The organism is Agromyces tropicus (assembly GCF_039531345.1).
GTDB lineage: Bacteria > Actinomycetota > Actinomycetes > Actinomycetales > Microbacteriaceae > Agromyces > Agromyces tropicus.
The window spans coordinates 1,020,029-1,043,293 of record NZ_BAAAPW010000001.1; the positions used below are offsets into that span (position 1 = coordinate 1,020,029).

General features: G+C 73.1%; 18 protein-coding genes and 1 tRNA gene. 5 read left to right on the forward strand and 14 right to left on the reverse strand.

Features of this window, described 5'->3' with window-relative positions; all coding sequences use genetic code 11:
- Positions 1-41 precede the first annotated feature (41 nt).
- A complete protein-coding gene (locus ABD230_RS04665) occupies positions 42-1,121 on the forward strand; it encodes a hypothetical protein (protein WP_344369801.1) in 1,080 nt (359 codons plus the stop codon).
- 1 nt (position 1,122) lies between these two features.
- On the opposite strand, the gene ABD230_RS04670 is transcribed toward ABD230_RS04665, so the two are convergent.
- The 5 genes from ABD230_RS04670 to ABD230_RS04690 form a co-directional block, all read right to left on the reverse strand.
- Positions 1,123-2,427, reverse strand: a complete 1,305-nt coding sequence (locus ABD230_RS04670; RefSeq protein WP_344369802.1) for a CDP-glycerol glycerophosphotransferase family protein — start codon at positions 2,425-2,427, stop codon at positions 1,123-1,125.
- A gap of 43 nt (positions 2,428-2,470) precedes the next feature.
- A complete protein-coding gene (locus tag ABD230_RS04675; RefSeq protein WP_425546190.1) occupies positions 2,471-3,316 on the reverse strand; it encodes a glycosyltransferase family 2 protein in 846 nt (281 codons plus the stop codon).
- A 49-nt stretch (positions 3,317-3,365) separates the two neighbouring features.
- On the reverse strand, positions 3,366-4,178 hold the full coding sequence (locus ABD230_RS04680; protein WP_344369804.1) for a CDP-alcohol phosphatidyltransferase family protein: 813 nt from the start codon (positions 4,176-4,178) through the stop codon (positions 3,366-3,368).
- A 2-nt stretch (positions 4,179-4,180) separates the two neighbouring features.
- Positions 4,181-5,236: a glycosyltransferase family 2 protein gene (locus tag ABD230_RS04685; RefSeq protein WP_344369805.1), complete on the reverse strand. Its 1,056-nt coding sequence runs from the start codon at positions 5,234-5,236 to the stop codon at positions 4,181-4,183.
- A 149-nt stretch (positions 5,237-5,385) separates the two neighbouring features.
- Entirely contained in the window at positions 5,386-7,164 is a 1,779-nt protein-coding gene (locus ABD230_RS04690) for a S1C family serine protease (RefSeq protein ID WP_344369806.1), read from the reverse strand.
- A gap of 159 nt (positions 7,165-7,323) precedes the next feature.
- Between ABD230_RS04690 and ABD230_RS04695 the strand changes: the two genes are divergently transcribed.
- Positions 7,324-8,544, forward strand: coding sequence for an aminotransferase class I/II-fold pyridoxal phosphate-dependent enzyme (locus ABD230_RS04695; protein ID WP_425546191.1), 1,221 nt, complete (start codon positions 7,324-7,326; stop codon positions 8,542-8,544).
- Here ABD230_RS04695 and ABD230_RS04700 read toward each other — a convergent pair.
- Genes ABD230_RS04700 through ABD230_RS04710 form a run of 3 tightly spaced genes read right to left on the reverse strand, consistent with a single transcriptional unit; the run spans position 8,510 to position 11,954 of the window.
- Entirely contained in the window at positions 8,510-9,355 is an 846-nt protein-coding gene (locus ABD230_RS04700) for a carbon-nitrogen hydrolase family protein (RefSeq protein ID WP_344369809.1), read from the reverse strand. The two genes, ABD230_RS04695 and ABD230_RS04700, sit on opposite strands and share 35 nt — an antisense overlap.
- A 32-nt stretch (positions 9,356-9,387) precedes the next feature.
- Positions 9,388-11,235: a KUP/HAK/KT family potassium transporter gene (locus ABD230_RS04705; protein ID WP_344369810.1), complete on the reverse strand. Its 1,848-nt coding sequence runs from the start codon at positions 11,233-11,235 to the stop codon at positions 9,388-9,390.
- Positions 11,232-11,954: a DUF4396 domain-containing protein gene (locus tag ABD230_RS04710; protein ID WP_344369812.1), complete on the reverse strand. Its 723-nt coding sequence runs from the start codon at positions 11,952-11,954 to the stop codon at positions 11,232-11,234. Before ABD230_RS04710 ends, ABD230_RS04705 begins: the two co-directional genes overlap by 4 nt.
- A 124-nt stretch (positions 11,955-12,078) precedes the next feature.
- On the opposite strand from ABD230_RS04710, the gene ABD230_RS04715 reads away from it, so the two are divergent.
- Together ABD230_RS04715 and ABD230_RS04720 are read left to right on the forward strand one after the other, a co-directional pair.
- Entirely contained in the window at positions 12,079-12,264 is a 186-nt protein-coding gene (locus ABD230_RS04715) for a hypothetical protein (RefSeq protein ID WP_344369814.1), read from the forward strand.
- Between the two features lie 11 nt (positions 12,265-12,275).
- A complete protein-coding gene (locus ABD230_RS04720; RefSeq protein WP_344369816.1) occupies positions 12,276-12,554 on the forward strand; it encodes a hypothetical protein in 279 nt (92 codons plus the stop codon).
- 135 nt (positions 12,555-12,689) lie between these two features.
- On the opposite strand, the gene ABD230_RS04725 is transcribed toward ABD230_RS04720, so the two are convergent.
- The 4 genes from ABD230_RS04725 to ABD230_RS04740 all read right to left on the reverse strand — a co-directional run bounded on the left by ABD230_RS04725 (position 12,690) and on the right by ABD230_RS04740 (position 17,984).
- Positions 12,690-12,766: transfer RNA gene (locus tag ABD230_RS04725), tRNA-Met, on the reverse strand.
- 102 nt (positions 12,767-12,868) lie between these two features.
- Positions 12,869-13,729, reverse strand: a complete 861-nt coding sequence (locus tag ABD230_RS04730) for a class I SAM-dependent methyltransferase (RefSeq protein ID WP_344369817.1) — start codon at positions 13,727-13,729, stop codon at positions 12,869-12,871.
- Complete coding sequence (locus tag ABD230_RS04735) at positions 13,729-16,698, reverse strand: UPF0182 family membrane protein (protein ID WP_425546183.1); 2,970 nt, start codon at positions 16,696-16,698, stop codon at positions 13,729-13,731. Before ABD230_RS04735 ends, ABD230_RS04730 begins: the two co-directional genes overlap by 1 nt.
- 146 nt (positions 16,699-16,844) lie before the next feature.
- Positions 16,845-17,984, reverse strand: a complete 1,140-nt coding sequence (locus ABD230_RS04740; RefSeq protein ID WP_344369819.1) for a YlbL family protein — start codon at positions 17,982-17,984, stop codon at positions 16,845-16,847.
- A gap of 217 nt (positions 17,985-18,201) precedes the next feature.
- On the opposite strand from ABD230_RS04740, the gene ABD230_RS04745 reads away from it, so the two are divergent.
- Positions 18,202-19,575 carry a zinc-dependent metalloprotease gene (locus tag ABD230_RS04745; protein WP_344370118.1) on the forward strand — a complete coding sequence of 458 codons (1,374 nt, stop codon included), beginning with the start codon at positions 18,202-18,204 and terminating at the stop codon, positions 19,573-19,575.
- 826 nt (positions 19,576-20,401) lie between these two features.
- Here the strand turns inward: ABD230_RS04745 and ABD230_RS04750 are convergent.
- Together ABD230_RS04750 and nudC are read right to left on the reverse strand one after the other, a co-directional pair.
- Positions 20,402-22,219 carry an ATP-dependent helicase gene (locus ABD230_RS04750; RefSeq protein WP_425546192.1) on the reverse strand — a complete coding sequence of 606 codons (1,818 nt, stop codon included), beginning with the start codon at positions 22,217-22,219 and terminating at the stop codon, positions 20,402-20,404.
- Positions 22,216-23,217, reverse strand: coding sequence for an NAD(+) diphosphatase (nudC, locus tag ABD230_RS04755; protein ID WP_344369823.1), 1,002 nt, complete (start codon positions 23,215-23,217; stop codon positions 22,216-22,218). Before nudC ends, ABD230_RS04750 begins: the two co-directional genes overlap by 4 nt.
- Positions 23,218-23,265: the final 48 nt, after the last annotated feature.

A 23,265-nucleotide genomic window follows, 5' to 3' on the forward strand; every position in this document is an offset into this window, starting at 1 on the left:
TCCCCGCGACGTCCGCAGGAGGGCCGCCTAGGATCGTCGGCATGTCGGAACGCGTGCACCGGATCACCTCGATGGGCCCCGCTGGGCCCCTCGAGGCGCCGCCGCCCGGCCCGGACGCGCCGCCGGATCCACCGCCGGGCCCCGATCCCACCGAGCGGGCCGTCGGCCTCGAGCGAGGGCTCGACCGGCTGCTGTCGATCCAGCGTCCCATCGTGGTCGCCCATCTCAGGGGCATCCGTCGCGCCCACCCGAACGCCTCGCCGGCCGAACTGGTCCGCGTGCTCGAACGCCGCTACCTCACCGCCGTCACCACGGGCGGTGCGGCCGTCGGCGCGACCGCCGTCGTCCCCGGCATCGGGACCGGGGTGACGCTCGCCCTCTCCGGCGTCGAGACCGCCGGGTTCCTCGAGGCCACCGCGCTGTTCGCCCAATCCGTCGCCGAGGTGCACGGACTGCACATCGAGAACCCCGACCGGGCACGGGCGCTCGTGATGACCCTCATGATGGGCCGCGAGGGCGTCGACCTGGTGCGCCAGTTCGCCGCCCAGGCCACCGGCGGCGGGGTCAGCCGCAATGCGTACTGGGGCGAGGTCATCACGACCGGGCTCCCCAAGGCGATCATGTCGACCGTCGTCGACCGGCTCCGGCACGTCTTCATCAAGCAGTTCGCGGTGCGCGGCGGCGCGGGCATCATCGGCCGCGCCATCCCGTTCGGCATCGGCGCCGCGATCGGCGGTGCCGGCAACCACATCCTCGGCCGACGCGTGCTCCAGCACGCCCGGCTCGGCTTCGGCCCGGCGCCGTCGATGCTGCCCGCCGAGCTGGAGCCGAGGGAGCCGGGCGACCCGGCCATCGTGCGCGGCATGCGGCGCAGCGCGTCGGTGGGCGTCGCGCTCGCGTCGGCGACGAGCCGCGGCATCCGCACGGCCGGACGGGCCCTCACCCGGCGCCGGCGCGACGACCCGGACGACACGGCGGGTCCCGACCGCCTCGAGGCCGGCGACGACCGCATCGACGCGCCCGAGGACGACCGCCCTGCGACGACGGATGCCGCAGCCGACGCGGTGGGCCCCGACGCCGACGTCGCGGGCGACACCGGTCAGGCGCCGCCGGCGGCCTGAGTCAGTCGACCTCGATCTCGTCCGACTGCTCGGCGGCCTCGCCCTCGGCGTCGTGGTCGTCGACCTCGGGGTCGGTCGCGTGCAGCGCCGCGAAGCGCTCCCACTCCGCCATCAGGTGGTCGACGGCGGCGTGGAACCGCTCCGTCGTGACGCCCGGGGTGGTGTCGCCGAAGTACCGCTCGACCCAGTAGCCGAGCCGCTCGAGGGCCTGCGGATCGTGCGCGACCTCGTCGACGCGGGCGAGCATCGTCGCACCATCGCCGGCGTCGAGCCACTCGCACGCCGACAGGTAGCCGCCGGTGTCGATCTGCGCGTCCGGGCTGACCGGCCGAGTGATGAGCAACGGCCTGCCGGCGGCCAGCCGGTCGTAGACCATCGCCGAGATGTCGACGATGGCGACGTCGGCCGCCGCGAGCTGCCAGCCGAGCTCCTTGCCCTGGTCGAAGACGTGGTGCGCGGCCGCGTCGGCGGCGTTCGCCTGCTCGATCATGCGCACGATCTCGCGATTGGCGGTGTCGTAGTCGGGGTCGACGACGCCCGACCGCGGGTGCGGACGGTAGATCACGCGGTGCCGGCCGGTCGCCAGCAGCGCGCGCACGAGCTCCACGCCGTGCGAGGCGATCGAGCCGTACGCCGCCGCTCCGCGGTCGCCCTCCCACGTCGGGGCGTAGAGCACGACCTCGCGGTCGTCGTCGGGGTACGGCAGCGGCCGCCCGTCGAGGTAGTGGTCGGCCTGCGGCCGGCCGATCGGGATGGCGCGCTTGTCGAAGTCGTAGTCCCACAGCACCTTCTCGAGGCGGGCGCGCGCGGCGTCCCCCGCGATGAGCGCGTAGTCGTAGGCCTTGAACTGGTTCGTGGTCATGTACATCTTGTCGGACTCGCCGTGGTTGATGAACACGTGCCAGCGGCGCCCGTACCGCATCATCTGGAAGTTCTTGGCGTTCTGATTGACGTAGAACACCACGTGCAGGTCCTGGTCGTGGATGACGTGCTCGAGGTCCGCGACCCGGCGGACGTACGCCACCGGCACCGGCGACTCGTCGAGCAGCGCGAGCGCGGCGCCCGAGGCGCGGCTGAGGACCAGCACCGGGTGCCGCTCGGCGAGCGTCGCGAGCGGCTGGTACCACTGGCGCAGCTGGTAGAGGTTGACCTTGCCGTCGGCGAAGTACACGCCCACGCGGAAGCGGTGCGGCTCGAGCGGCGGACGGGCGGCGAATCGCTCGGTCAGCTCCCGCTGCGCCCGACGCGATCGGATCACGTTCTGCACGAGCTTCACGGCGCGGCGCGCGTCTCTCCTCAAACCCACCGTCCAAGGGTAGCCGTCGGCCGCGACCGGCCGTGACGGGGCGTCAGACGACGGGCGGCCGGCCGGCGACGGCCATGCGCACGACGGTGCGCCACCGCATCGGGCGCCGGGGACCCGGGTCCTCGCGCCATCCGGCCCGCCATCCGCCGAACCACGCGCGCAGCGCGGCCGGCTGCCGGGCCCAGCGGAGCACCTGGATCGCCGTCCACGACCCGACGTAGCAGGGCACCAGGATCGCGGGAAGGTTCCGGCGCGCGAGCCAGACGCGGTTGCGGGCGTTGAGCCGGAAGTAGTACTCGTGCCGCGCCGGGTCGATCACGGGGTGGGCCGCCTCGAGCTCGCCCGCGTACCACGCCCGGTAGCCCGCGTCCCAGACCCGCCACGCCAGCTCGATGCCCTCGTGCGCGTAGAAGAAGGGGTCCGCCCAGCCTCCGGACGCGTCGAACGCCGCCCGCGGCAGCAGCACCGCGCCCTCCCAGCACGAGAACACGTCGCTCGAGTGGGCCGGATCGCCCTTGCGGATGCGCGGGATCCACCGGCGCGGCGAGGCGAGGCCCGTCGGGTCGACGACGCGCGGCTGCACGAGCCCGAGGTCGGGGTGCGTGGCCAGCAGGCGGCATCCGTCGGCGAGGAAGTCGGGGCTCGGCAGGTATGCGTCGTCGTCGAGGAAGAACAGCACGTCGCCCGAGACCTCGGGCACGCCCCGGTTGCGTCCCGCCGGGATGCCGAGGTTCTCCGGCAGGTGGAGCGTGCGGACTTCCGGCGGCAGGGGCGGGTCGGCCGTCGCCGGGTCCCAGCCGTTGCCGACGCACACGACGTCGACGTCGACGCCCTGCTGGTCGAGGACGCTCCGGATGCCGCGCGCGAGCTCGACCGGACGCCGGCCCATCGTGAGGACGACGACCCCGACGCGGGGCCGCGACGGCGTGGCGGCGACGTCAGGAGCGGACACGACGCGAGGCCATGATGGCGACGAAGTGCCCGACGAGCGCGAGCAGCGCGAGCGGGAGCAGGGCGGCGACCACGACGCGGTCCACCATCGGCTGGCCGACGAACAGGCCGACGACGGCCGCCGCGAACGCGATGAGCGTGAGCTCGACCGAGTGGTACAGGCGGTGGAAGGGAACGAAGCGCGCGAGTCGGCGCAGCGTCGCGACGAGGCCGGGACGCGGGGCGGACTCGCCGTGCGTGTCGGCCAGCTTGGGCAGCCCGGCGTTCGCCCGGGCCACGTGCACCATGTCGTTCAGCGCCTTGTTCAGCACGATCACGAGCGCGAGCAGGGCGGCGATCGTCGTCCAGAGGAAGTCGGCCGGGAACTCCAGCGGGTACGCGGCGGCGCGGATGCCGAGCGCGAGCGGGATGAGGGCCTCGGTCGTGTAGTGGCCGACCTTGTCGAGGAACACGCCCGCCGGGCTCGAGGTGCGGCGCCAGCGCGCCACCTCGCCGTCGCAGCAGTCGACGAGCATCTGCAGCTGGCCGAGGACGACCGCCAGCAGCGCGCCCCAGATGCCGGGGATGAGCAGCGCCGCCGCCGTCGACCAGCCGACGAGGATCATGAGGCCGGTCACGCCGTTCGCCGAGATCCGCGTGTGCAGGAAGACCCACGTGAGGTACGGCGACAGGTCGCGGAGGTACAGCGACGCGGTCCAGTGCTCGGCGTTGCGCCGGCCGCGCACCTCGGGGGGCTGCGTCACCGCCCGCTGCTCGGCGAGGCTCGACGGGACCCCGCGGTCCGGCATGGGCTCCGACATGCTCACCTTCCCGTGTGCTTCGCGATGTTGCTCGTGAGCGACAGGACGCCGAGCACGAAGCCGGTCCCCCACGCCGTGTGGATGGTCGGCAGCACCAGCAGGAACCAGCCCGCGGTGGCCGCACCGCGCCCCCGAGCGTAGGCGAACGCGGCGGCGACGACGAAGAGCACGTAGACGGCGGGGATCGCGAACCCCAGCAGCAGCCACGGCGGCTGGCCGAGCGCCGCCTGCACGATGCCGGCGATGCCGAGGAGGGTGCCGAGCACGACGCCGACCACCATCGCCGGCGGCACGAAGTACCGGAGGCCGTTCGAGGCGGGGAACCGTCGGGCCAGTTCGCCGCGCCAGAGGCCCGTCGAGAACATCTGGCGGGCGAGGCGCTCGACGCTCGACCGCGGACGGTAGGTGACCGCGAGGTCGGGCGTGAACCACACGGTGCCGCCCGTGGCGCGGAGCCGACGGTTCAGCTCCCAGTCCTGGCCGCGCTTGATCGCCTCGTCGAAGAGCCCGACGCGCTCGAGCGCGCTCCGGCGGAAGACGCCGAGGTACACGGTCTCCGCGGGGCCCTCGTGGCCGCCGACGTGGAACGCCGAGCCGCCCAAGCCGACGGGCGTCGTGTAGGCGAGCGCGACCGCACGCTCGAACGGGGTCTCGCCCCGCGCGTCCATGATGCCGCCCACGTTGTCGGCGCCCGTGCGCACGAGGGTCTCGACCGCGACCCGCGTGTAGTCGGGTGCCAGCATCGAGTGCGAGTCGACCCGGACCACCACGGGGAACCGCGCCGCGCGGATGCCGATGTTCAGGCCGGCCGGAGTGGAGCCGACCTCGTTCTCGAGCACGGTGACGCGCGCGTCGCGCGCGGCGAGGTCGGCCACGAGCTCGGTCGTGCCGTCGATGGACGGGCCGAGTGCGATGAGCACCTCGACGGGGCCGTCGTACTCCTGCGCGAGGATCGACTCGACGGCCGCGCGCACGTGCGACGCGTCGTTCAACACGGGCATGACATACGAGACGCCGATCGGCGGCGACAGGTCCGCCGGATGGTGCTGGTCTGGCATGGTCCTCACTCGTGCACTGGGTCGATCGAGCCTAGCAGTCGGGCCCCCTCGGAGGGTCGCTGCGGCACGCGGCAACCGCGCACGACGACGGGGCCGGACCGTGGCGGTCCGGCCCCGTCGAGGAGCGGTGCGGAGCGATCGAGCGGGCGTCAGCCCTCGAACGCGCCGAGCGTGACGGAGACCGTGTTCTCCTGGCCGTCGCGGACGTAGGTCAGCTCGGCCTGCGCGCCGCCGGCGAGCGCCCGGATCTGCGCGGTCAGATCGGTCTGGTCCGTGATCGGGATCCCGTTCAGCGCGGTGACCACGTCGCCGGACTGGAGGCCGGCCGCCTCCGCCGCGCCGCCCGCGCTCACCTCGGAGATGAGGGCGCCCACGACGTCGCTCGACCCGCTGGCCTGCGCCGAGGTCACGGTCGCGCCGAGGAGGCCGTGCGTGGCCGACCCGTTCTCGATGATCTCGCTCGAGATGCGCTTCGCGAGGTTCGACGGCACGGCGAAGCCGACGCCGATGTTGCCGGCCTCGCCCGAGCTGCCGCCCGCGGAGAGGATCGCGACGTTCACGCCGATGAGCTTGCCCTCGCCGTCGAGCAGCGCGCCGCCCGAGTTGCCGGGGTTGATCGCGGCATCCGTCTGGATGACCGGGATCGAGATGAGGCCGCCACCCGACGACTGGCCCTGCTGGCCGGGCACGTCGAAGTTCCAGAAGTCGAACGGGCTGTCGCCGCTGCCGCCCTGGTCGCCCTCGCCGCTGTCGGGGGTGGACTCCGGTGCCGCCGACGACTCGACGTCGATGCTCCGGTTGAGGGCGCTCACGATGCCGTTGGTCACGGTGCCGGAGAGGCCCAGCGGGGCGCCGATGGCGATCGCGGTGTCGCCCACGTTGAGCTCGCTGGAGTCCGCGAACTGGATCGGGGTCAGGCCCGACGCGTCCGCGAGCTTGATGACCGCGAGGTCGCTCAGCGGGTCGGTGCCGATGAGCTCGGCGCTGTACAGCCGACCGTCGTCGTCCTTGACCTGGATGGCCGGATCGCCGGTCGCGCCGTCGAGCGTGACGACGTGCGTGTTCGTCAGGACGTAGCCGTCCTCGGAGAGGATGACGCCGGAGCCGGTGCCCGCGGCCTGGCCGCCGGAGACCTCGATGGTGACGACGCTCGGGCTCGCCGCAGCGGCGACCGCCGCGACCTGGTTCACCGAGCCGTCGTCGTTCACGACGATGCGCTGGGTGCCCGACGACGTCTGCTCGACGACGCTGTCGCCGTCGTTGGTCATCAGGGCCGTGATGCCGGCACCCGAGGCGCCGCCGATGAGCGCGGCGGCGACGATCGCCGCCGCCACGCCGAGGCCGACGCGGCGCTGCTTGGCGGGCGCGGGAGCCGGCTCCTGCGCGGGCGCGGGTCCGCCGAACGCGGGCGGGACGGTGCCCGAGCCGCCGGCGGAGGCGTGCGTGGCGCCGTGCCCGGAGGCAGCCGCGGCGGCACCGGCGAGCGGGGTCGTGGGCGCGGTCTGACCCGGAGCGGGCGCGGCGGCCGGCTCGTGCCGGTACTGGCCGGCGAGGTACGGCTGCGGGGCCTGCCCGGGCGCGTAGACCGTGCCGGTCGGGCGCGGGGCCTCGACGGGCGGCGCCGGGGCAGCGGGAGCGGGCTGCGGGGCGGCGGGCGCGGGCTGCGGGGCACCGGCCTGCGGCACGGGTGCGGCGGGCGGCGCTGCGGGTGCGGCCGGCTGCTCGGCGGGGGCAGCGGGCGCGGGCTGCGCCACGGGCGCGGCCTGCGGCGCGGGCTCCGCGGCGGGGGCGGTCACGTCTTCGTGGGACGACTCGGTCCGGGGGTGCTCGACCTGGGCGGCGGCATCCGCGGTACCCGTGCCCTCGGCCGTCGGCGCGGGGCGGGTCTCGGGGGTCTGCTCGGGCCCGCCGGTGTTGGTCTCGGTCATCTTCGCTCCTTCCAGCGGATGCCAGCATCCCGCGCGAATCTGTGCGACGCGTCGGCGCTCCCTATGGCGAACCTATGTCGCCACCGTGAACCGCCCGGACGCCGGAGTCAGCGTAGCCGTCGCACCGTGACGTACGGTGTGAACGTGGACCCCACCGCGATCCGGACCCTCGCCCCGTGGCAGCGCACCGCTGCGGGCGCCGGCCTGCTCGCCGCCGACGGCGGAGTGGCGCCGACCGTCTTCGCCGAGATGAGCGCGCTCGCGATCGCGACGGGCGCGATCAACCTCGGGCAGGGCTTCCCCGACGAGGACGGCCCCCGCGAGGTGCTCGACGCCGCACGCGAGGCGATCGCCACCGGCGTGAACCAGTACCCGCCTGGGCCCGGCATGCCCGTGCTGCGCGAGGCGATCGCACGTCACGAGCACCGGTGGTACGGCCTCGAGGTCGATCCCGCACGCGAGGTGCTCGTCACCGCGGGCGCGACGGAGGCCCTCGCGGCGACGCTGCTCGCCTTCGTCGACGTCGGCGACGAGGTCGTCACGTTCGAGCCGTCGTACGACGCCTACGGCGCCGTCGTGGCGCGCGCCGGCGGCATCCACCGCACCGTGCCGCTCCGCTTCCCGGACTGGCGCCCCGACCCCGACGAGCTCCGCGCGGCGGTGACCGACCGCACGCGCGTGATCCTCGTGAACTCCCCGCACAACCCGACCGGAGCGCTCGTCGACGACGAGATCCTCGACCTCGTGGTCGAGCTCGCGCACCGGCACGACGCGCTCATCGTGACCGACGAGGTGTACGAGCACCTCGTGTTCGACGGCGTGCACACCCCGATCGCGACGCGGCCCGGCGCCTGGGAGCGCACGATCTCGATCTCCTCGGGCGGCAAGACCTTCAACACCACGGGCTGGAAGATCGGCTGGCTCACCGGTCCCGCGCACCTCGTGACCGCGGTGCTCGCGGTCAAGCAGTACCTGACCTTCGTCAACGGCGCGCCGTTCCAGCCCGCGATCGCCGCCGGCCTCGACCTGCCGGACCGGTTCTTCGCAGATGCCGCCGCCGAGCTCGCGGCACGCCGCGACCTGCTCGTCGGCGGGCTCCGCAGCGCCGGCTTCGCACCCTCCGTGCCCGCCTCGGGCTACTTCGTGGTGGCGGATGCCGCCCCGCTCGGCGAGCACGACGGCGAGGCGCTCTGCCGCGAGCTCCCTCACCGCGCCGGCGTCGTGGGCGTTCCGGTCACCGCGTTCGTGCACCCGGAGCGCCGCGACGAGGTGCGCAGCCTCGTGCGCTTCGCGTTCTGCAAGCGCCGCGAGGTGCTCGAGACCGCCGCCGAGCGGCTCGCCGGGCTCAGCGGGGCGTCCGCGACTCCCCCGGCTCCCTGACGGTCACCGCGAAACGGCGCAGCGCGAGCGCGGGGTTCCGGCGCCGCACCTCGGCGATGCGATCGGTCGACAGCCAGGCGAGCGCGACATCCGCCTGCTCGCCGACCGTGGCGGCCTCGACGCCCATGGGGTCGACGACCATGCTGTTGCCCGCCCCGATCGGCGGCGCATGGTCGGCGGCCAGCACGTAGGCGGTGTTCTCGATCGCGCGCGCCGTGGTCAGGGTGCGCCAGTGCGCCTCCTTCAGCGGACCACGCACCCATTCGGCGGGCATGCAGATCGCATCGGCGCCGGCGTCGACGATCCGGCGCGACACCTCGGGGAAGCGGGCGTCGTAGCAGGTCTGCAGGCCGAAGCGGATGCCTCCGACCGCGAACGTCTCGGGATCGGCGATCTCGCCCGGGGCCACCCACTCGCTCTCGCGCTGGCCGAAGGCGTCATAGAGGTGCAGCTTGCGGTAGGTGGCGACGACGCCCTCACGCGGGGCGATCGCGACGACGGTGTTGGCGACGCGACGCTCCTCGCCCTCGGGCCGCTCGATCATGCCCGCGACGAGGTGCACGCCGAGCCGGTCGGCGAGCGCGGCGAGGGCGGCCGTGAAGGGCCCGTCGACGGGCTGCGCGGCCTCGACCCACGCCGGCCCCGGCTCGGGCGTGAAGAAGCTGGAGTACTCGGGGAACACGACCAGCCGCGCTCCGCGCGACGCGGCGAGCGCGGCGAGGCGCTCGATCTCGGCGAGGTTGGCCTCGGGGTCGTCGCCGGGCGCGAACTGCGCCACCGCGACGGCGAGGGGCGCGGCATCCGTCTGCATGGGGCCAGCCTAGGCCGGGACGTCCGCCGACCTCACACGCGGAGCTCGCGCCCGACGATGACGGTCCTGCGAGCCGGCAGCTCGGCGAGGTCGACCGCGGAGCCCTCCGCGCGCTCGAGGGCGATGAAGAGCCGCTGCTGCCAGTTCGGCAGCGCCGACTCCTCGTCGGCCACCGGCGAGTCCGACGAGACCACGTAGGTGGCGTCCTCGAGCTGCGCCGACGTGAACCCGGAGACGGGTCGGGACGCTGCGATCGCGAGCGCATCGGCGACCCGGACGCGTTGCCGGTACCCGAAGCCTGCGTCGATGACCGTCAGCCCCCGAGCGAGCCGGCGGCTCGAGACCTCGACGCCGAACGGCGACGTCGTCGTCCGCATCGCCAGCACGATCACGTGCTCGGAGAGGACCCGGTAGCGATCCAGGATGGTCGTGAGCGCGACCGGCGCCGTGTCGCTGATCCGCGCGAGGTACACCGTCGTCCCCGGTACGCGGGGCGCGGCGTCGATCCGGTCGATCATGTCGGAGAGCAGGGGTTCGTCCGCTCGTCGCGCGATCGTCATGCGCCGGGATCCCCGCCACCACGTCCACATGGTCACGAGCAGCAGCACGCCGACGCCGAGCGGCACCCAGCCGCCGCTCACGACCTTGGTCAGGTTCGCGGCGAGGAAGGCGAGCAGCACCGCCAGGATCGCGAGGATCCCGATGGCGCGGAGCACCGACAGCCGTCCTCGAGCGCGCAGCAGCAGCAGCAGGAGGGTCGTGGTCGAGCTCAGCGTCACGGTGACCGCGATGCCGTACGCGGATGCGAGCGCCGACGAGCTCTGGAAGCCGACGACGAGCCCGATGACCGCCACCGCCAGCAGCAGGTTGACCGCGGGGAGGTAGAGCTGCCCGCGCTGCGATGCCGACGTGTGGATGACGCGGACCGACGGGATGAGCTCCAGCCGCCCCGCTTGGTGCACCGCGCTGAACGCCCCGGAGATGACCGCCTGCGACGCGATGACCGTCGCCATGGTGGCGAGGACGACCACCGGCACGGTCGCCCAGCCCGGCACCAGCAGGAAGAACGAGTTGGGGCCTGCAGCCCCTGCCTCGAGCACGGCGGCCGCCTGGCCGAGGTAGGCGAGCACCAGGCACGGGAAGACGATCGCGAGCCAGGCGATCGTGACCGGTCGACGCCCGAAGTGCCCCATGTCGGCGAAGAGCGCCTCCGCGCCTGTGATGGCGAGCACCACGCCGCCGAGGGCGAGGAAGGCCGTCCACGGCTGCTCGGCGACGAGCAGTGGGATCCAGTGCGGGGAGAGCGCGAACAGCACCTCCGGGCCGCGGACCACGGCGACCACCCCGAGCACGGCGAGCAGCAGGAACCACGCGAGCATGATCGGGCCGAAGACGCGGCCGATGCGCCCGGTGCCGAAGCGCTGCACGAGGAAGAGCCCGACGAGGATCGCGACCGTGAGCGGCACGACGATCGACCCGAAGTCCGGGCTGATCGTGGTGAGGCCCTCGACGGCGGACAGCACCGAGATCGCCGGCGTGATCATGCTGTCGCCGAGGAACATCGCCGCGCCGAGGATCGCGACGAACGTCGCGAGCGCGCGGATCCGCTTGGTCGGCCGCGCGCGCCGCAGCTGGGCGAGCAGCGCGAGCAGCCCGCCCTCGCCGTCGTTGTCGAAGCGCATCAGGATGCCGACGTAGAGCACCGTCACCACGAGCGTGATCGACCAGACCACCATGGACGTCACGCCGTACACGAGGGTGGTGTCGACCTTCCCGCCCGGCGCCAGCGCGGCGCTCAGGGCGTAGAGCGGGCTCGTCCCGATGTCCCCGAAAACCACGCCGAGCGCTCCGATCGCCGCCACCGGGGTCAGGGTCCTCACATCCGCTCCTTGACCCCGGCCCGGATGAGCAGCCAGTTGACGGGGTAGCTCGTGCAGAAGCCGATGACCATCGCGAGCTGCATCGCGAACCAGAACTCGGGGGTGAGCACGGAGATCATGCCGCCGAACCAGATCGGGGCGAGCACGAACTGCGCGATGGCCATGAAGCCGTACATGCCGACCTGCCAGGCCGAGATGGATGCCGCGTCCGCCGTGACGGCCGCCTTCAGGCCGTCCCGGAAGCCGAGCCCGCGCATGGGCACGATCGCGAAGTACTGGAACGCGATGCCGATCGCGAACGCGAAGACGAAGTCCCAGACCCAGATCGCGAAGATCCGCTCCTGGAAGAGCCAGCCGTAGCCGGTGACCACGGCGAGCACCGGCACGAGCACGAGCAGGAACTCCCCCACGATGTCGCCGAGCGTGCACCCGGCGCCGCAGTGGTTCGTGCTGATCGCCACGGCCTGGCGCATGCTGCGCTGCGGCGGCGGTCGATCGTCGCCGCGGGCGGCCGACCGCCCGATCCGCAGGTAGACGAGCAGCCAGAGGATGCCGCCGAAGAGCATGTTCACGGGCCAGACGATGTTCATCACGCCCATCCGCTGCGGCCGGCGACGCACGTCGAGCCAGACCCAGCCGGCGCACGCGAAGCCGATGACGAGCGACGTCCAGGCGATCGCCGTCATCCAGGCGGGGAACGTTGCCGCGTCCGCGGGCATGCCCCGTACTCTACGGGGGCCGCGGCGGAGCGGTGCCTGCCGCGCCGTGCAACCCGACCTGATGCGGAGAATGGGCAACCGTTGCTCATGAGCTCGCGGTGCCCGCATCCGTAGCGTGTCGGACATGAGCACGCAGACATCCGCCCCGCGCACGCGGCGCCCGAAGGTCTCGACCGTCGTCATCCTCGGCGTCCTCGCCCTCGCCGCCGTCCTCGCCACGATCGAGTGGCTGGTCACCGGCGACCTCTCCGCCGTCTTCGAGGGCATCGAGAACGGCCTCACCGGCCAGCAGGCCCGTCGGCACCTCTGAGGGGCGCAGCCATGGACACCATCGAGGTCGAGGGAATCAACGGCGACCGCCTGCTCTTCGACGGCGCCTCGGTCGCCAAGTTCCGGCACAACGGGATGCAGGAGGCGGCGCGCAACCCCGTGTCGACGTACCGGGAGATCCGCGTCACCCACCGGCCGGGCAGACGCGGCAAGCCGGACACCTACGAGGTGCTGCTCGCGATGTCGTCGTTCATGTCGCTCACGATCGACCAGTCGCAGAAGTCGCAGCTCGACGCACTCGTCGCCGCCCTCGGTCGCTCGCGCCCCTAGCGCGCGTGCCGGTGTCGCCCGAATCGACCGGTCCGGGCGATCCCGAGGTCGATTCGCGCAACCTCGCGGGCGCCGAGCACGCCCCAGCGGGACATGCGAAAGGCCCCGGTCCGACTGGACCGGGGCCTTCCGATTTGGTTGCGGGGGCAGGATTTGAACCTACGACCTCTGGGTTATGAGCCCAGCGAGCTACCGAACTGCTCCACCCCGCGGCACAAGAGAAAACACTAGCACGGGGTCGGAGGGACGTCGAATCGAGACCGGATCCCGGGCGCGTCGGCGAGCCTCGGTGAGGCTCCTGCGGCAGCCCGCGCTCAGTCGCGCTCGGGCGACGATGCGACGATCTCGTACGACAGCGGCAGCCACTGCTGCTCGGGCCAGCCGTACATGCCGTCGCCCTTCGGCACGGTGATCGGGAACATCCGCCACGGCACCTCGTAGTGCTCGGCGAGCACGTCGACCGAGAGCCCGGCGTCGCGGAGCGCGCCGTGCACCTCGCCGAGCGGATGCATCCACTCCCAGGTCTTCGCGTTCACGATGCGCGCCTCGGGGTCGGCGTAGTCGCTCGGGTCCTCGATGATGTCGGGCCGGTCGTTGCGGTACGGGTAGCCGAACGCGGGCAGGCCGTGCGGGCCGGCGTCGCCGTCGAAGACGAACGCCGCGGGGTGCCCGTCGGCGAAGTACAGCCGGCCGCCGGGCTTCAGGAACCACGCGATGATGCGGGCCCACTCGGCCACGTCGGGGAGCCAGCCGATCGTGCCCCAGGTGGTGAACACGAGGTCGAACGACTCGGGCTCGGGCAGGAGGTGCCTGGCGTCGTAGACGTTCGCCTCGATGAAGCGCGCGCGGTCGGCGACGCCGAGCTCCGCCGCCATCCGCCGGGCCTCCTCCACGGCGGGGCGCGAGAAGTCGAGCCCGATCGCGGTGGCGCCGAGGTTCACGAGCGAGAGCGTGTCCGAGCCGAAGTGGCACTGCAGGTGCAGCACGCGAACGCCGTCGAGCCCCTCGGGGAACAGCCGGTCGATGCCGGCCCGGGCGATGGGGTCGAGCACGCTGCCGCCCTCGCGGAGCCTCGTCCGGTCGTAGAACGGCGAGGCGACGTGCGTGGCGACGCGTTCGTCCCAGTTCGCGCGGTTGTCCTCGAGCCAGTCGCCCGAGCCGAGCTCGACGGTCATCAGCCGTTCGAGGGCGACTCGGTCGACGGCGCCTCGGTGGCCGGGGTGTCCGTCGTGCTCGCACCCTGGTCGGCGAGGACGATGAGCTCCGAGATGATCTGCGCGAGCTCCGCGTCGGCCGCGCCGTACGCCGCCCAGTCGCCGTCCTGCAGCGCCTGCTGCTTGTCGTCGAGCGCCTGGCGTGCACGGTTCAGCAGGGACTGGACCTCGCTGTCGCTGGTCGTCGGCGTGTCGGTGCCCGTGCCGTCGCCACCGGTGTCGCCGCCGTCGGGCGTGGTCGGCTCGACCTCCTCGTCGCCCGCGGCCGCACCCGAGTCGCCGCCGAACAGCACGTTCAGCGCCTCGTCGAGCGTGTCCTGGAACGCGATCTCGTCGCCGAAGGCCACGAGGACCTTCTGCAGCAACGGGTAGCTCGTCTCACCGGTCGACCGGACGTACACGGGCTGCACGTAGAGCAGGCCGCCGCCGACCGGCAGCGTGAGCAGGTTGCCGTTGATCACGTCGGACTGGCCCTGCTTCAGCAGGTTCAGCGACTGCGACACCGTCGGGTCGGAGTTGAACGTGTTCTGCACCTGGCCGGGGCCGGGGACCTGTTCGTCCTCCGGCAGCACGAGCAATCGGAGCTTGCCGTAGTCCTCGGCCTTCTCGCCGTCGACGGAGCCCGCGTTCGAGTCCACGGCGAGGTAGCCGCGCAGCACGTTGCGGCTGTTGCTGCCGCGCGCCTCGGGGATGAACGTCGAGTAGATCGAGTACGACGGCTGGTCCTGGCCGGGCATCTGCATCGTCAGGTAGTACGGCGGCTGCAGCAGCGCGGTGGCCTGGCTCTGCGTCGGGTCGAGCGGCGTCGTCCAGGCGTCCTCGCGCGAGTAGAACGTGACCGGGTCGGTGACGTGGTAGCGGCCGAGCACGGCGCGCTGCATCTTGAACAGGTCGGCCGGGTAGCGCACGTGGCTCATGAGCTCGCCGGACATCTCGCTGATCGGACGGATCGCCGCCGGGAAGACCTTCTGCCAGGTCTCGAGGATCGGGTCCTCGGTGTCCCACGCGTAGAGCGTCACGCTGCCGTCGTAGGCGTCGACGGTGGCCTTGACCGAGTTGCGGATGTAGTTGACCTCGTCGAACGCGAGCGGCTGCTGCACGCCCTCGCTGTCGGAGATCGCCTCGCTGTAGCTCACCTTGTTGGAGTACGGGTACTGGTCGGAGAGCGTGTAGCCGTCGACCACCCAGACGACGCGGTCGTTGACCACGGTCGGGTACGTGTCGCTGTCGAGCGTGAGGTACGGCGCGACCTTCTGCACGCGCTCGATCGGGTTGCGGTCGTAGAGGATCTGCGACTGGTCGTTGACCTGGTCGGAGAGGAAGATCTGCTCCGACTGGAACTTGAGGGCGTACACGAGCTTCGTGAACACGTTGTCGAGCACCGGTCCGCCGTCGCCCGTGAAGGTCGTCTGCTGGGGCTCGCCCTCGCCGCCCGACGGGTAGTCGAGCTCGATCGGCGCGGTCCCCTCGGGGGCGCCGACGATCGAGTAGTCCGGCGAGTTCTCGCCGAAGTAGACCCGCGGCTCGAACTCGGGCAGGTCGCCGGTCGACGGGATCCCCGACTCGAGGAAGACCGGCTGGCCGTCGCTCGAGCGCTGGTTGCCGGCTGCGGCGACGAGGCCGTAGCCGTGCGTGTAGACGAGGTGCGAGTTGAACCACGTCTGCGCGTCGTTCAGGCCCTCGAGGTTGAGGTCGCGGATCGCGACGACGGTGTCCTGCGACTGCCCGTCGATCTCGTAGCGGTCGACGTCGAGCGTCTCGGGGAACTGGTAGTACTGGCGGAACTGCTCGAGCTGGCGGAACGCCGGGCTGATCACGGCCGGGTCCATGAGGCGGATGCTCGCCGTGGTCGCCGCGTCGGAGCGCAGCGCGCCCGGCTCGGCATCCGTCTTCGCCTCGTACGGGATCTCCTCGATGTCGGCGACGCCGAACGCGTCGCGGGTGAGGTCGATGTTGCGTTCGATGTACGGGGCCTCGAGGGCACGCGCGCTCGGGTCGACCTGGAAGCGCTGCACGACCCACGGGTAGAGCGAGCCGATGAGCAGGCTCGAGATGATGAGCAGGACGGCGCCGACGAGGGGAAGCCGCCAGCGGCCGATGATCGCGGTCACCAGGAACAGCACGGCGACGACGGCCGCGATGACCGAGAGGATCTGCCGCCCGGGGATGGTCGCGTAGACGTCGGTGTACGAGGCGCCCGTGATGAGCGAGCCCTGCTCGGTGACGGTCGCGTACTGGTCGAGCCAGATGCTCACGGCCTGCAGCAGGAGGTACACGCCCGCGGTGATCGCGATCTGGATGCGCGCGGCCTTCGAGATGACGACCTCGCGGCCGCTGACGCGGATGGCGCCGTAGAGGTAGTTGGTCGCGATGACGAGCAGGCCCGAGAGCAGCACGACGGCCGACGCGAAGCCGACGATCGATCGGTAGAAGGGCAGCTCGAATACGTAGAAGCCGATGTCGAACCCGAACTGCGGGTCGGTGGTGCCGAACGGCGTGCGGTTGAGCCACACCAGCACCGAGTCCCAGCGGCTCGCCGTGGAGACGCCCGCGAAGATGCCGAGCACGGCCGGGATGCCGTACATCGCGAGGCGCCGAAGCGGCTCGAAGATCTCCTGATAACGATCCAGTTGCGAATTCAGTTTCGCGTACACGGGACGGGTCCGATAGGCGATCTGGATGGACAACCAGACGGGCAGGGCCATGGCCGTGAACCCGATCAGGAAGAGCACGATCCGGGTGATCCACTCCGTCGTCAGGACCTCGAGGAACCCGAGCTGGTCGTACCAGCGGATGTCCGCGTAGATACCGGCGAACACGAAGAAGGCGATGACGAGCGCGGCGACGATGCCGATCGTGATCGCGATCGGCGCGCGGCGGCGCGACGTCCTCGGTTCCTGCGACTGTGCTGTGGACACTCTCGGCCTCATTCGGGTCGGGATGGGATCGGGTTCCCATCCTACGTTCGGCTTTCTTGGAAACGGCTCGGCACGGGCCCTCCATGGGTCCGCCGAGGGCGAAACGGATGCCGCGGCGTCGGCCGCCGCGAAGGTCGGGCCGGCTCACCCGGGGCGGGTCAGCCCACGGACTCGCAGGTGCGCAGCGCCGACGTGTCGCCGCCCTCGCCGATGGTCTCGACGACGTCGCGGGCCTCGTCGAGGGTGCCGACCGCGAACACGTCCAGTCCGTCGGGGACGTTGCCGACGACCTCGTCGCAGTTGTCCTCCGGTGCGAGGAACCACGACGCCCCCGCGTCGAGCGCCCCGAAGAGCTTCTGGCGGATGCCGCCGATCGAGCCGACGGTGCCGTCGGAGTCGATCGTGCCCGTGCCGGCGATGGTCTCGCCGCCGGTCATCGCCCCGGGCGTGAGCTTGTCGACGATGCCGAGCGCGAACATCATGCCGGCGCTCGGCCCGCCGACGTCGTTGAGCTGGATCTCGACGTCGATCGGGAACTCGTAGTGCATGCGCACCCCGATCCCGAGCACCGCCTGGTCGCCGCGGGCCTCGGGGGTCGCCTCGACGGTGAGCACCTCGCCGTCGCGCTCGACCTCGATCTGCGCGGGCGAGTCCGTGCCGTGCTCGCGCAGCGCGGTGCGGAGCTCGTCGACCGACTGCACCTGCCCGCCGTCGACCGCGAGGATCACGTCGCCCTCCTCGAGGACGCCCTCCGCGGGCGCGCCCTCGGCGACCCCCTGCACGACGACCTCGCGGGGGAAGTCGTAGCCGAGCTCGACGAGCGCGGCGGCGATCGCGTCCTGCTGGGAGTCGACCATCTGGGCCTCGTTGGCGGCGTCGCGGTCCTCCGTGCTGATGCCCGGCGGGTAGAGCGCCTCGACCGGGAGCACGGCGCGCTCCGGGTCGAACCAGGCGGCGGCGATGTCGAGCCAGCTGGGCGTGCGGCCCGGGCGGCCCACGCCGAGCACCGTGAGCAGGTCGAGCGAGCCCTCGGTCGGGAAGGTCTCCTCGTCGGGGATCTCGATCAGCGGGATCTCCTCGCCGTCGACCTCGGTGCTGCCGAGCGTGTCGTAGACGGGTCCGGGCTTCTGGATGACGTACGGGGTCGGCAGCAGCGCGAGGCCCAGGCCGATCACCGCGGCGACCGCGATCGCGGTCCAGCCGATGCGCTCGCGGCGCGATCGACGCGCGCCCGCCTCGGGCGCCGACGGCGCCTCGTGCTCGCGTCCGCCCTCGCTGGGGCTGCCGAAGAGCGTCATCCGCCGTGCGTCCTTCCCGAGCGCCCGCGAGTGGCGGCCCGACGACCCGGGCCGGCGCTGTTCGCGACGGGCGGACACCCGAACGGTCAGCCTAGGCCATTTCCCGGGAAGGAAGCCGAGCACCGGCGGTAGCGTGGAATGCCGAGCGAGGGAGGTGGCCCGAGTGGCCGAACGCGACGAGGAACCGGACCGCGACCCCGAGGACGAGTTCCGCGACATGCTGCGCGAGCTGCTGTCCGGTTCCGGCGGCATCGATCCGTCGAAGCTCGCCGACGCGGCCGGCCTGCCCAACGACCCCGCGAGCATCGCGGCGATCTTCGGTCAGCTCCAGCAGGCGATGCAGCGCGCCGAGGGCGAGGGCATCGACTGGTCGCTCGCGCTCCGCCAGGCGGAGCAGCGCGCCTCGACCGGCCAGCGCCAGGTCGAGCCGGTCGAGGCGGAACGGCTCGAGCGCGCATTCGACCTCGCCGGGCTCTGGCTCGACGAGGCCGTGGACCTGTCCGCGCTGCCCGGCACGCCCGAGCTGCTGACACGTCGCTCGTGGGCCGCGGCCACGATGCCGATCTGGAGCCAGCTCGCCGAGCCGGTCGCCACGAGCATCGCCGATTCCCTCACCCGGGTCATGAGCGAGCAGGCTCCCGAGGAGCTCCGCTCGATGATCCAGGGTGCGAGCCGGATGATGCGCGGCATCGGCGGCGCGATGTTCGCCATGCAGCTCGGCCAGGTCGTCGGGCAGCTCTCGACCGAGGTCGTGTCCGGCGGCGACGTCGGCCTGCCCCTCCTCGAGGACGGCCGTGCGGCCCTGCTGCCCCAGAACGTCGCCGAGTTCGGCGACGGCCTCGACATCCCGACCGATCAGGTCGAGCTGTACCTGGCCGTGCGCGAGCTCGCCCACGCGCGGCTGTTCCGTCACGCCAGGTGGCTGCGGCTGCACCTGATCACGGCGATCACGGCGTTCGCGAAGGGGATCGACGTCGACATCGAGCGGCTCGAGCAGCTCGCCGAGGGCTTCGACCCGTCGAACACCGACGAGCTGCGCGACGCCGTGGCCAACGGCGCCCTGATCCGTCCGAAGAGCCCGGAGCAGGAGGCCGCGCTCGGTCGCCTCGAGACGATGCTCGCGCTGGTCGAGGGCTGGGTCGACGTCGTCACGGCGGATGCCACGGGGCGGCTGCCGAAGTCCGACGCGGTCGCCGAGACGATCCGTCGCCGCCGCGCGACCGGCGGGCCCGCGGAATCCGCCCTGGCCACGCTCGTCGGCCTCGAGCTGCGCCCGCGCCGCCTGCGCGACGCGGCGGCGATGTGGCGCACCGTGACCGACGCGGTCGGCGTCACCGGGCGCGACGCGCTCTGGGCGCACCCCGACCTGCTGCCCACGTCGGCCGACCTCGACGACCCGGGTCCCCTCGCGGCCCGGCTCGCCGGCGGCGAATCGGCGGACGAGGCGGACGCCGAGTTCGACAAGGGGCTGGAGGCGTTGCTGCGCGGCGACCTCCCGCCCGCGGACGAGTCGGGCACGGACGACGCGGGCACAGACGCGGGCGACGCCGACGACGACCCCGACGACGACGCGAGCCCGCGGGCATCCTGAGCTCCTCGCCCTGACGGGGCTTCGCCGCGCGGGTCCCTGTGGACGACCGGAACGGGCACGGCCGGGCTCCGGCATGCTTCGGGCATGACGCCCCGACTGGACCCCGCACTCCCCCTCGTCTGGCGATCCCCGACCGCGTTGCAGCTCGGCGGCATCCGTCCACTCGTCGTCCTCGACGACCCGGCGCCGTTCGAGACCGGGCTGCTGACCGCGCTCGCGGCAGGCGCGTCCCGGCAGACGCTCCACACGATCGGCGGCGCGCTCGGCGGCGCCCCGCACGAGATCGACGAGTTCCTCGACCGGCTGTCGCCCGCGCTCGAACCCGAGGCCGATGCGGGCGCGCGCGGCGACGGATCGGCCGGTCTCGCCGCCCACGGCGGCACGGTCGCGCTCGCCGGACCGGCGGACCTCGTCGACGACCTCGGCACCGCCCTGCTGCGCCTCGGTCACCGACCCGTCGCGGCGCGCGCGGCCGATCCGTCGGCGACGGATGCCGCGGTGCTGGTCGCGGCGCGCGTCATCCCGCCCGCGCTGCACCTGCCATGGCTGGCCGCCGACGTCCCGCACCTGCCCGTCGTCGTCGACGAGCGCGGCATCGAGGTCGGCCCGGTCGTCCGCCCGGGCGATGGCCCGTGCCTGCGCTGCGTCCACCTCGCGCGGCGCGACGCGGATGCCGCGTGGCCGGCGGTCGCCGCCCAGCTCGCGATCGCCGCACCGCCGCCACCGCGGGCGCGAGCCCGGCACGACGCGTCGGCGCTCGCGGCATCCGTCGTCGACGACCTGCTGCACACCGGCCGGACGGCGCTCGACGCCGCGAGCGTCGTCGTCAGCGTCGCGCGCGCGCCGGAGCCCCCGCAGCCGGTACGGGCCCTGCCGCACCCGGAGTGCGGATGTCGAGCTCCCGCAGGAACCGCGACGGCTCCCGTTCCGCTCGATGACCGGCGGAGCGGGCCCAGCTCAGCGACAGCCGTCGCCGTGCCCGCGTGATGCCGACGTAGAGCAGTCGGCGCTCCTCGTCGATCGCCTCGAGCCCGGAGGCGTACGCGATCGGCAGCATGCCCTCGACGAGGCCCGGCACGTGCACCTCGTCCCACTCGAGCCCCTTGGCGGAGTGCAGCGTCGCGATGGTGACCGCGGCGACCGCGGGCTCGTGGTGCGTCTCGGCGCGCGTGCGGAGGTCGTCGGCGAAGACGCGGAACGTCGTGCCGGCGGGCTGGTCGTCGACGAGCCGGGCGATCGCGTTCAGGGACTCCCACCGGTCGCGCACCGCCCCCGGGCCGTCGGGCGGCTCCACCGTCCAGCCGAGCGATCGCAGCACGTCGCTCACCGACTTGAAGAGCGGTTCGTCGGTGATCGCCAGCGCCGCCGCGCGGATCGCGTGCACGGCCTCGCGCACCTCCGGCCGGTCGAAGAAGCGCTGGGCGCCGCGCAGCCGGGCCGGCACGCCGACCTCGCCGAGCGACTGCTCGTAGAGCGCGGACTGCGAGTTCACGCGCAGCAGCACCGCGATCGACTCGGGCGGGACGCCCGCGTCGATGCGCTGCCGCACCCGGGTCGCGACGCCGCGCGCCTCGGCGAGCTCGTCGGAGAACTCCATGACGTCGGGTGCAGGCCCATGCGGGACGTGGCCCCTGCCCTCCCCGCGCCCGGCCCCGCCGTGCTCGGCAGCGCCGTCGGACCCGCCCAGCGCCGGGTCGCCCGCGTCGGGCACGGCCGCCTCGAGGCGCAGGGCACCCGGACGCCCGCGCATCAGCCGGTTCGCCACCTCGACGATCTCGGGGGTCGACCGGTAGTTGCGTTCGAGCCGCACGATCGTGGCATCCGGGTAGTCGCGCTCGAACCCGAGCAGGAAGTCCGCGCTCGCGCCGGCGAACGAGTAGATGGTCTGGCTCGCGTCGCCGACGACGCACACGTCGCGACGCCCGCCCAGCCAGAGGGAGAGCAGGTGCTGCTGCGCCGGCGACACGTCCTGGTACTCGTCGACGACGAAGTGCCGGTACGCCTCGCGCACCTGCATCGCGACGGCCGGCTCGCTCTCGATCATCCCCGCCGTCGCGAGCAGGACGTCCTCGAAGTCCATCGCTCGCCGCTCGTCCTTCAGCGCCTCGTACGCCTCGACGAGGTCGAGCAGCTGCTGCGCGGTGAGCGTCCCGGGCGCCCCGCGGGAGGCGAGCCTGGCCCGGTAGTCGTCCATGCCGACGAGGGCGACCTTGCGCCACTCGACCTCGGCGGCGACGTCCCGGAGCGTCGGCGTGTCGACCTTCACGGCGCACCGCTCGGCCGCGAGGCCCAGCAGCCGCCCCTTGTACTCCAGCACGCGCGGCGCCGGACCGCCCGCGACGAGCGGCCAGAAGTGGTTGAGCTGGGCGAGCGCCGCCGCGTGGAAGGTCCGCGCCGCGACCGTTCCGGCCCCGAGCACCCGCAGGCGAGCCCGGAGCTCCGCCGCGGCGCGGGACGTGAAGGTCAGCGCCATGACGCGCGCCGGGTCGTACGAGCCCGACGCGACGCCGTAGGCGATGCGATGCGTGATCGCGCGGGTCTTGCCGGTGCCGGCGCCCGCGAGCACGCACACCGGCCCGATCAGGGCCTCGGCGGCCACGCGCTGGTCGTCGTCGAGCGCCGCCAGAAGCGGGTCCGAGGTCATGAGGTCGACCACGGCAGCGACGAGTCCAGCGGACCGCCGTACCACTGCTCGAGCATCCACCGCGCGATCGACGTCTCGCCCGGCAGCGCGACGCCGCCGAACGCGTCGCGCAGCCCGTCGCGGTCGAACCAGCGCAGCTCGAGGATCTCCTCGCCGTCGGGCACGGGCGTGGCTGCGGCACCGTCGGCGACGCGGGCGCGGAACGCGCACATCAGGCTCGCCGGGAACGGCCAGGGCTGCGAGCCGAGGTACTCGACCCGGTCGACGACGAGGGAGGCCTCCTCGGCGAGCTCGCGCACGACCGCCGCCTCGAGCGACTCGCCCGGCTCCACGAACCCCGCGAGCACCGAGAAGCGATCCGGCTGCCACATCGCGTTGGAGCCGAGCAGCACGCGGTCCCGGTCGTCGGTCACGAGCACGATCACGGCCGGGTCGGTGCGCGGGAAGCGCAGGCGGTCCTCGGCGACGCAGCGCCGCGCCCAGCCGGAGGTGACGACCTCCGTCGGGCTCCCGCAACTCGGGCAGAACGCGTGGGTCGCATGCCAGTTCGCCAGCGCGACGGCCTCGACCGCCAGGCCCGCATCGCGGTCGTCGAGTGCGGCGGCGACGGCCCGCAGGCCGCTCCAGCGCGCGTCGGGTGCGAGCCCGGCCGCCGCCTCGTCATCGAGCAGCCACGCCTCGATCGGGCTGCCCGCGGGCAGCTCGTGGTCGGGGGCGTCCGCCGCCCCTCCGGCATCGAGCGTGCGGCCCAGGTAGGCGCGCACCTGCGGCACGGGCATGGTCGACGGATGCCGCAGCTCGAGCCGCGCGTCACCCTCGGCGACGAGCACCCGTCCGGCGTGCACGGCGAGCACGCGCGCGTCCGCGTCGGCGACGAAGGCCTCGGCGCGGCCCTCGATGGTGCGGCTCACCGCGTCGCGGTCGAGGTGCTCGCGTGCGAGCGGCGGCGCAGCCGAGGGAACGGGATCCGTCGGGATCGGCGCGTCGGGGTGGAGCACGGTGCACCTCTCGTCGGAGCCGGAGTCGTCGGGAACGCGTGGCGGTCG

Bases quoted from the DNA above. Each gene is read 5' to 3' on its own strand.
- ABD230_RS04720 (WP_344369816.1), top strand. From the start codon at position 12,276: ATGGACACCATCGAGGTCGAGGGAATCAACGGCGACCGCCTGCTCTTC.
- ABD230_RS04730 (WP_344369817.1), bottom strand. From the start codon at position 13,729: ATGACCGTCGAGCTCGGCTCGGGCGACTGGCTCGAGGACAACCGCGCG.
- ABD230_RS04690 (WP_344369806.1), bottom strand. From the start codon at position 7,164: ATGACCGAGACCAACACCGGCGGGCCCGAGCAGACCCCCGAGACCCGC.
- ABD230_RS04680 (WP_344369804.1), bottom strand. From the start codon at position 4,178: ATGTCGGAGCCCATGCCGGACCGCGGGGTCCCGTCGAGCCTCGCCGAG.
- ABD230_RS04735 (WP_425546183.1), bottom strand. From the start codon at position 16,698: ATGAGGCCGAGAGTGTCCACAGCACAGTCGCAGGAACCGAGGACGTCG.
- ABD230_RS04750 (WP_425546192.1), bottom strand. From the start codon at position 22,219: ATGACCTCGGACCCGCTTCTGGCGGCGCTCGACGACGACCAGCGCGTG.
- ABD230_RS04710 (WP_344369812.1), bottom strand. From the start codon at position 11,954: ATGCCCGCGGACGCGGCAACGTTCCCCGCCTGGATGACGGCGATCGCC.
- ABD230_RS04665 (WP_344369801.1), top strand. From the start codon at position 42: ATGTCGGAACGCGTGCACCGGATCACCTCGATGGGCCCCGCTGGGCCC.
- ABD230_RS04700 (WP_344369809.1), bottom strand. From the start codon at position 9,355: ATGCAGACGGATGCCGCGCCCCTCGCCGTCGCGGTGGCGCAGTTCGCG.
- ABD230_RS04740 (WP_344369819.1), bottom strand. From the start codon at position 17,984: ATGACGCTCTTCGGCAGCCCCAGCGAGGGCGGACGCGAGCACGAGGCG.
- ABD230_RS04715 (WP_344369814.1), top strand. From the start codon at position 12,079: ATGAGCACGCAGACATCCGCCCCGCGCACGCGGCGCCCGAAGGTCTCG.
- ABD230_RS04685 (WP_344369805.1), bottom strand. From the start codon at position 5,236: ATGCCAGACCAGCACCATCCGGCGGACCTGTCGCCGCCGATCGGCGTC.
- ABD230_RS04745 (WP_344370118.1), top strand. From the start codon at position 18,202: ATGCTGCGCGAGCTGCTGTCCGGTTCCGGCGGCATCGATCCGTCGAAG.
- ABD230_RS04675 (WP_425546190.1), bottom strand. From the start codon at position 3,316: ATGGGCCGGCGTCCGGTCGAGCTCGCGCGCGGCATCCGGAGCGTCCTC.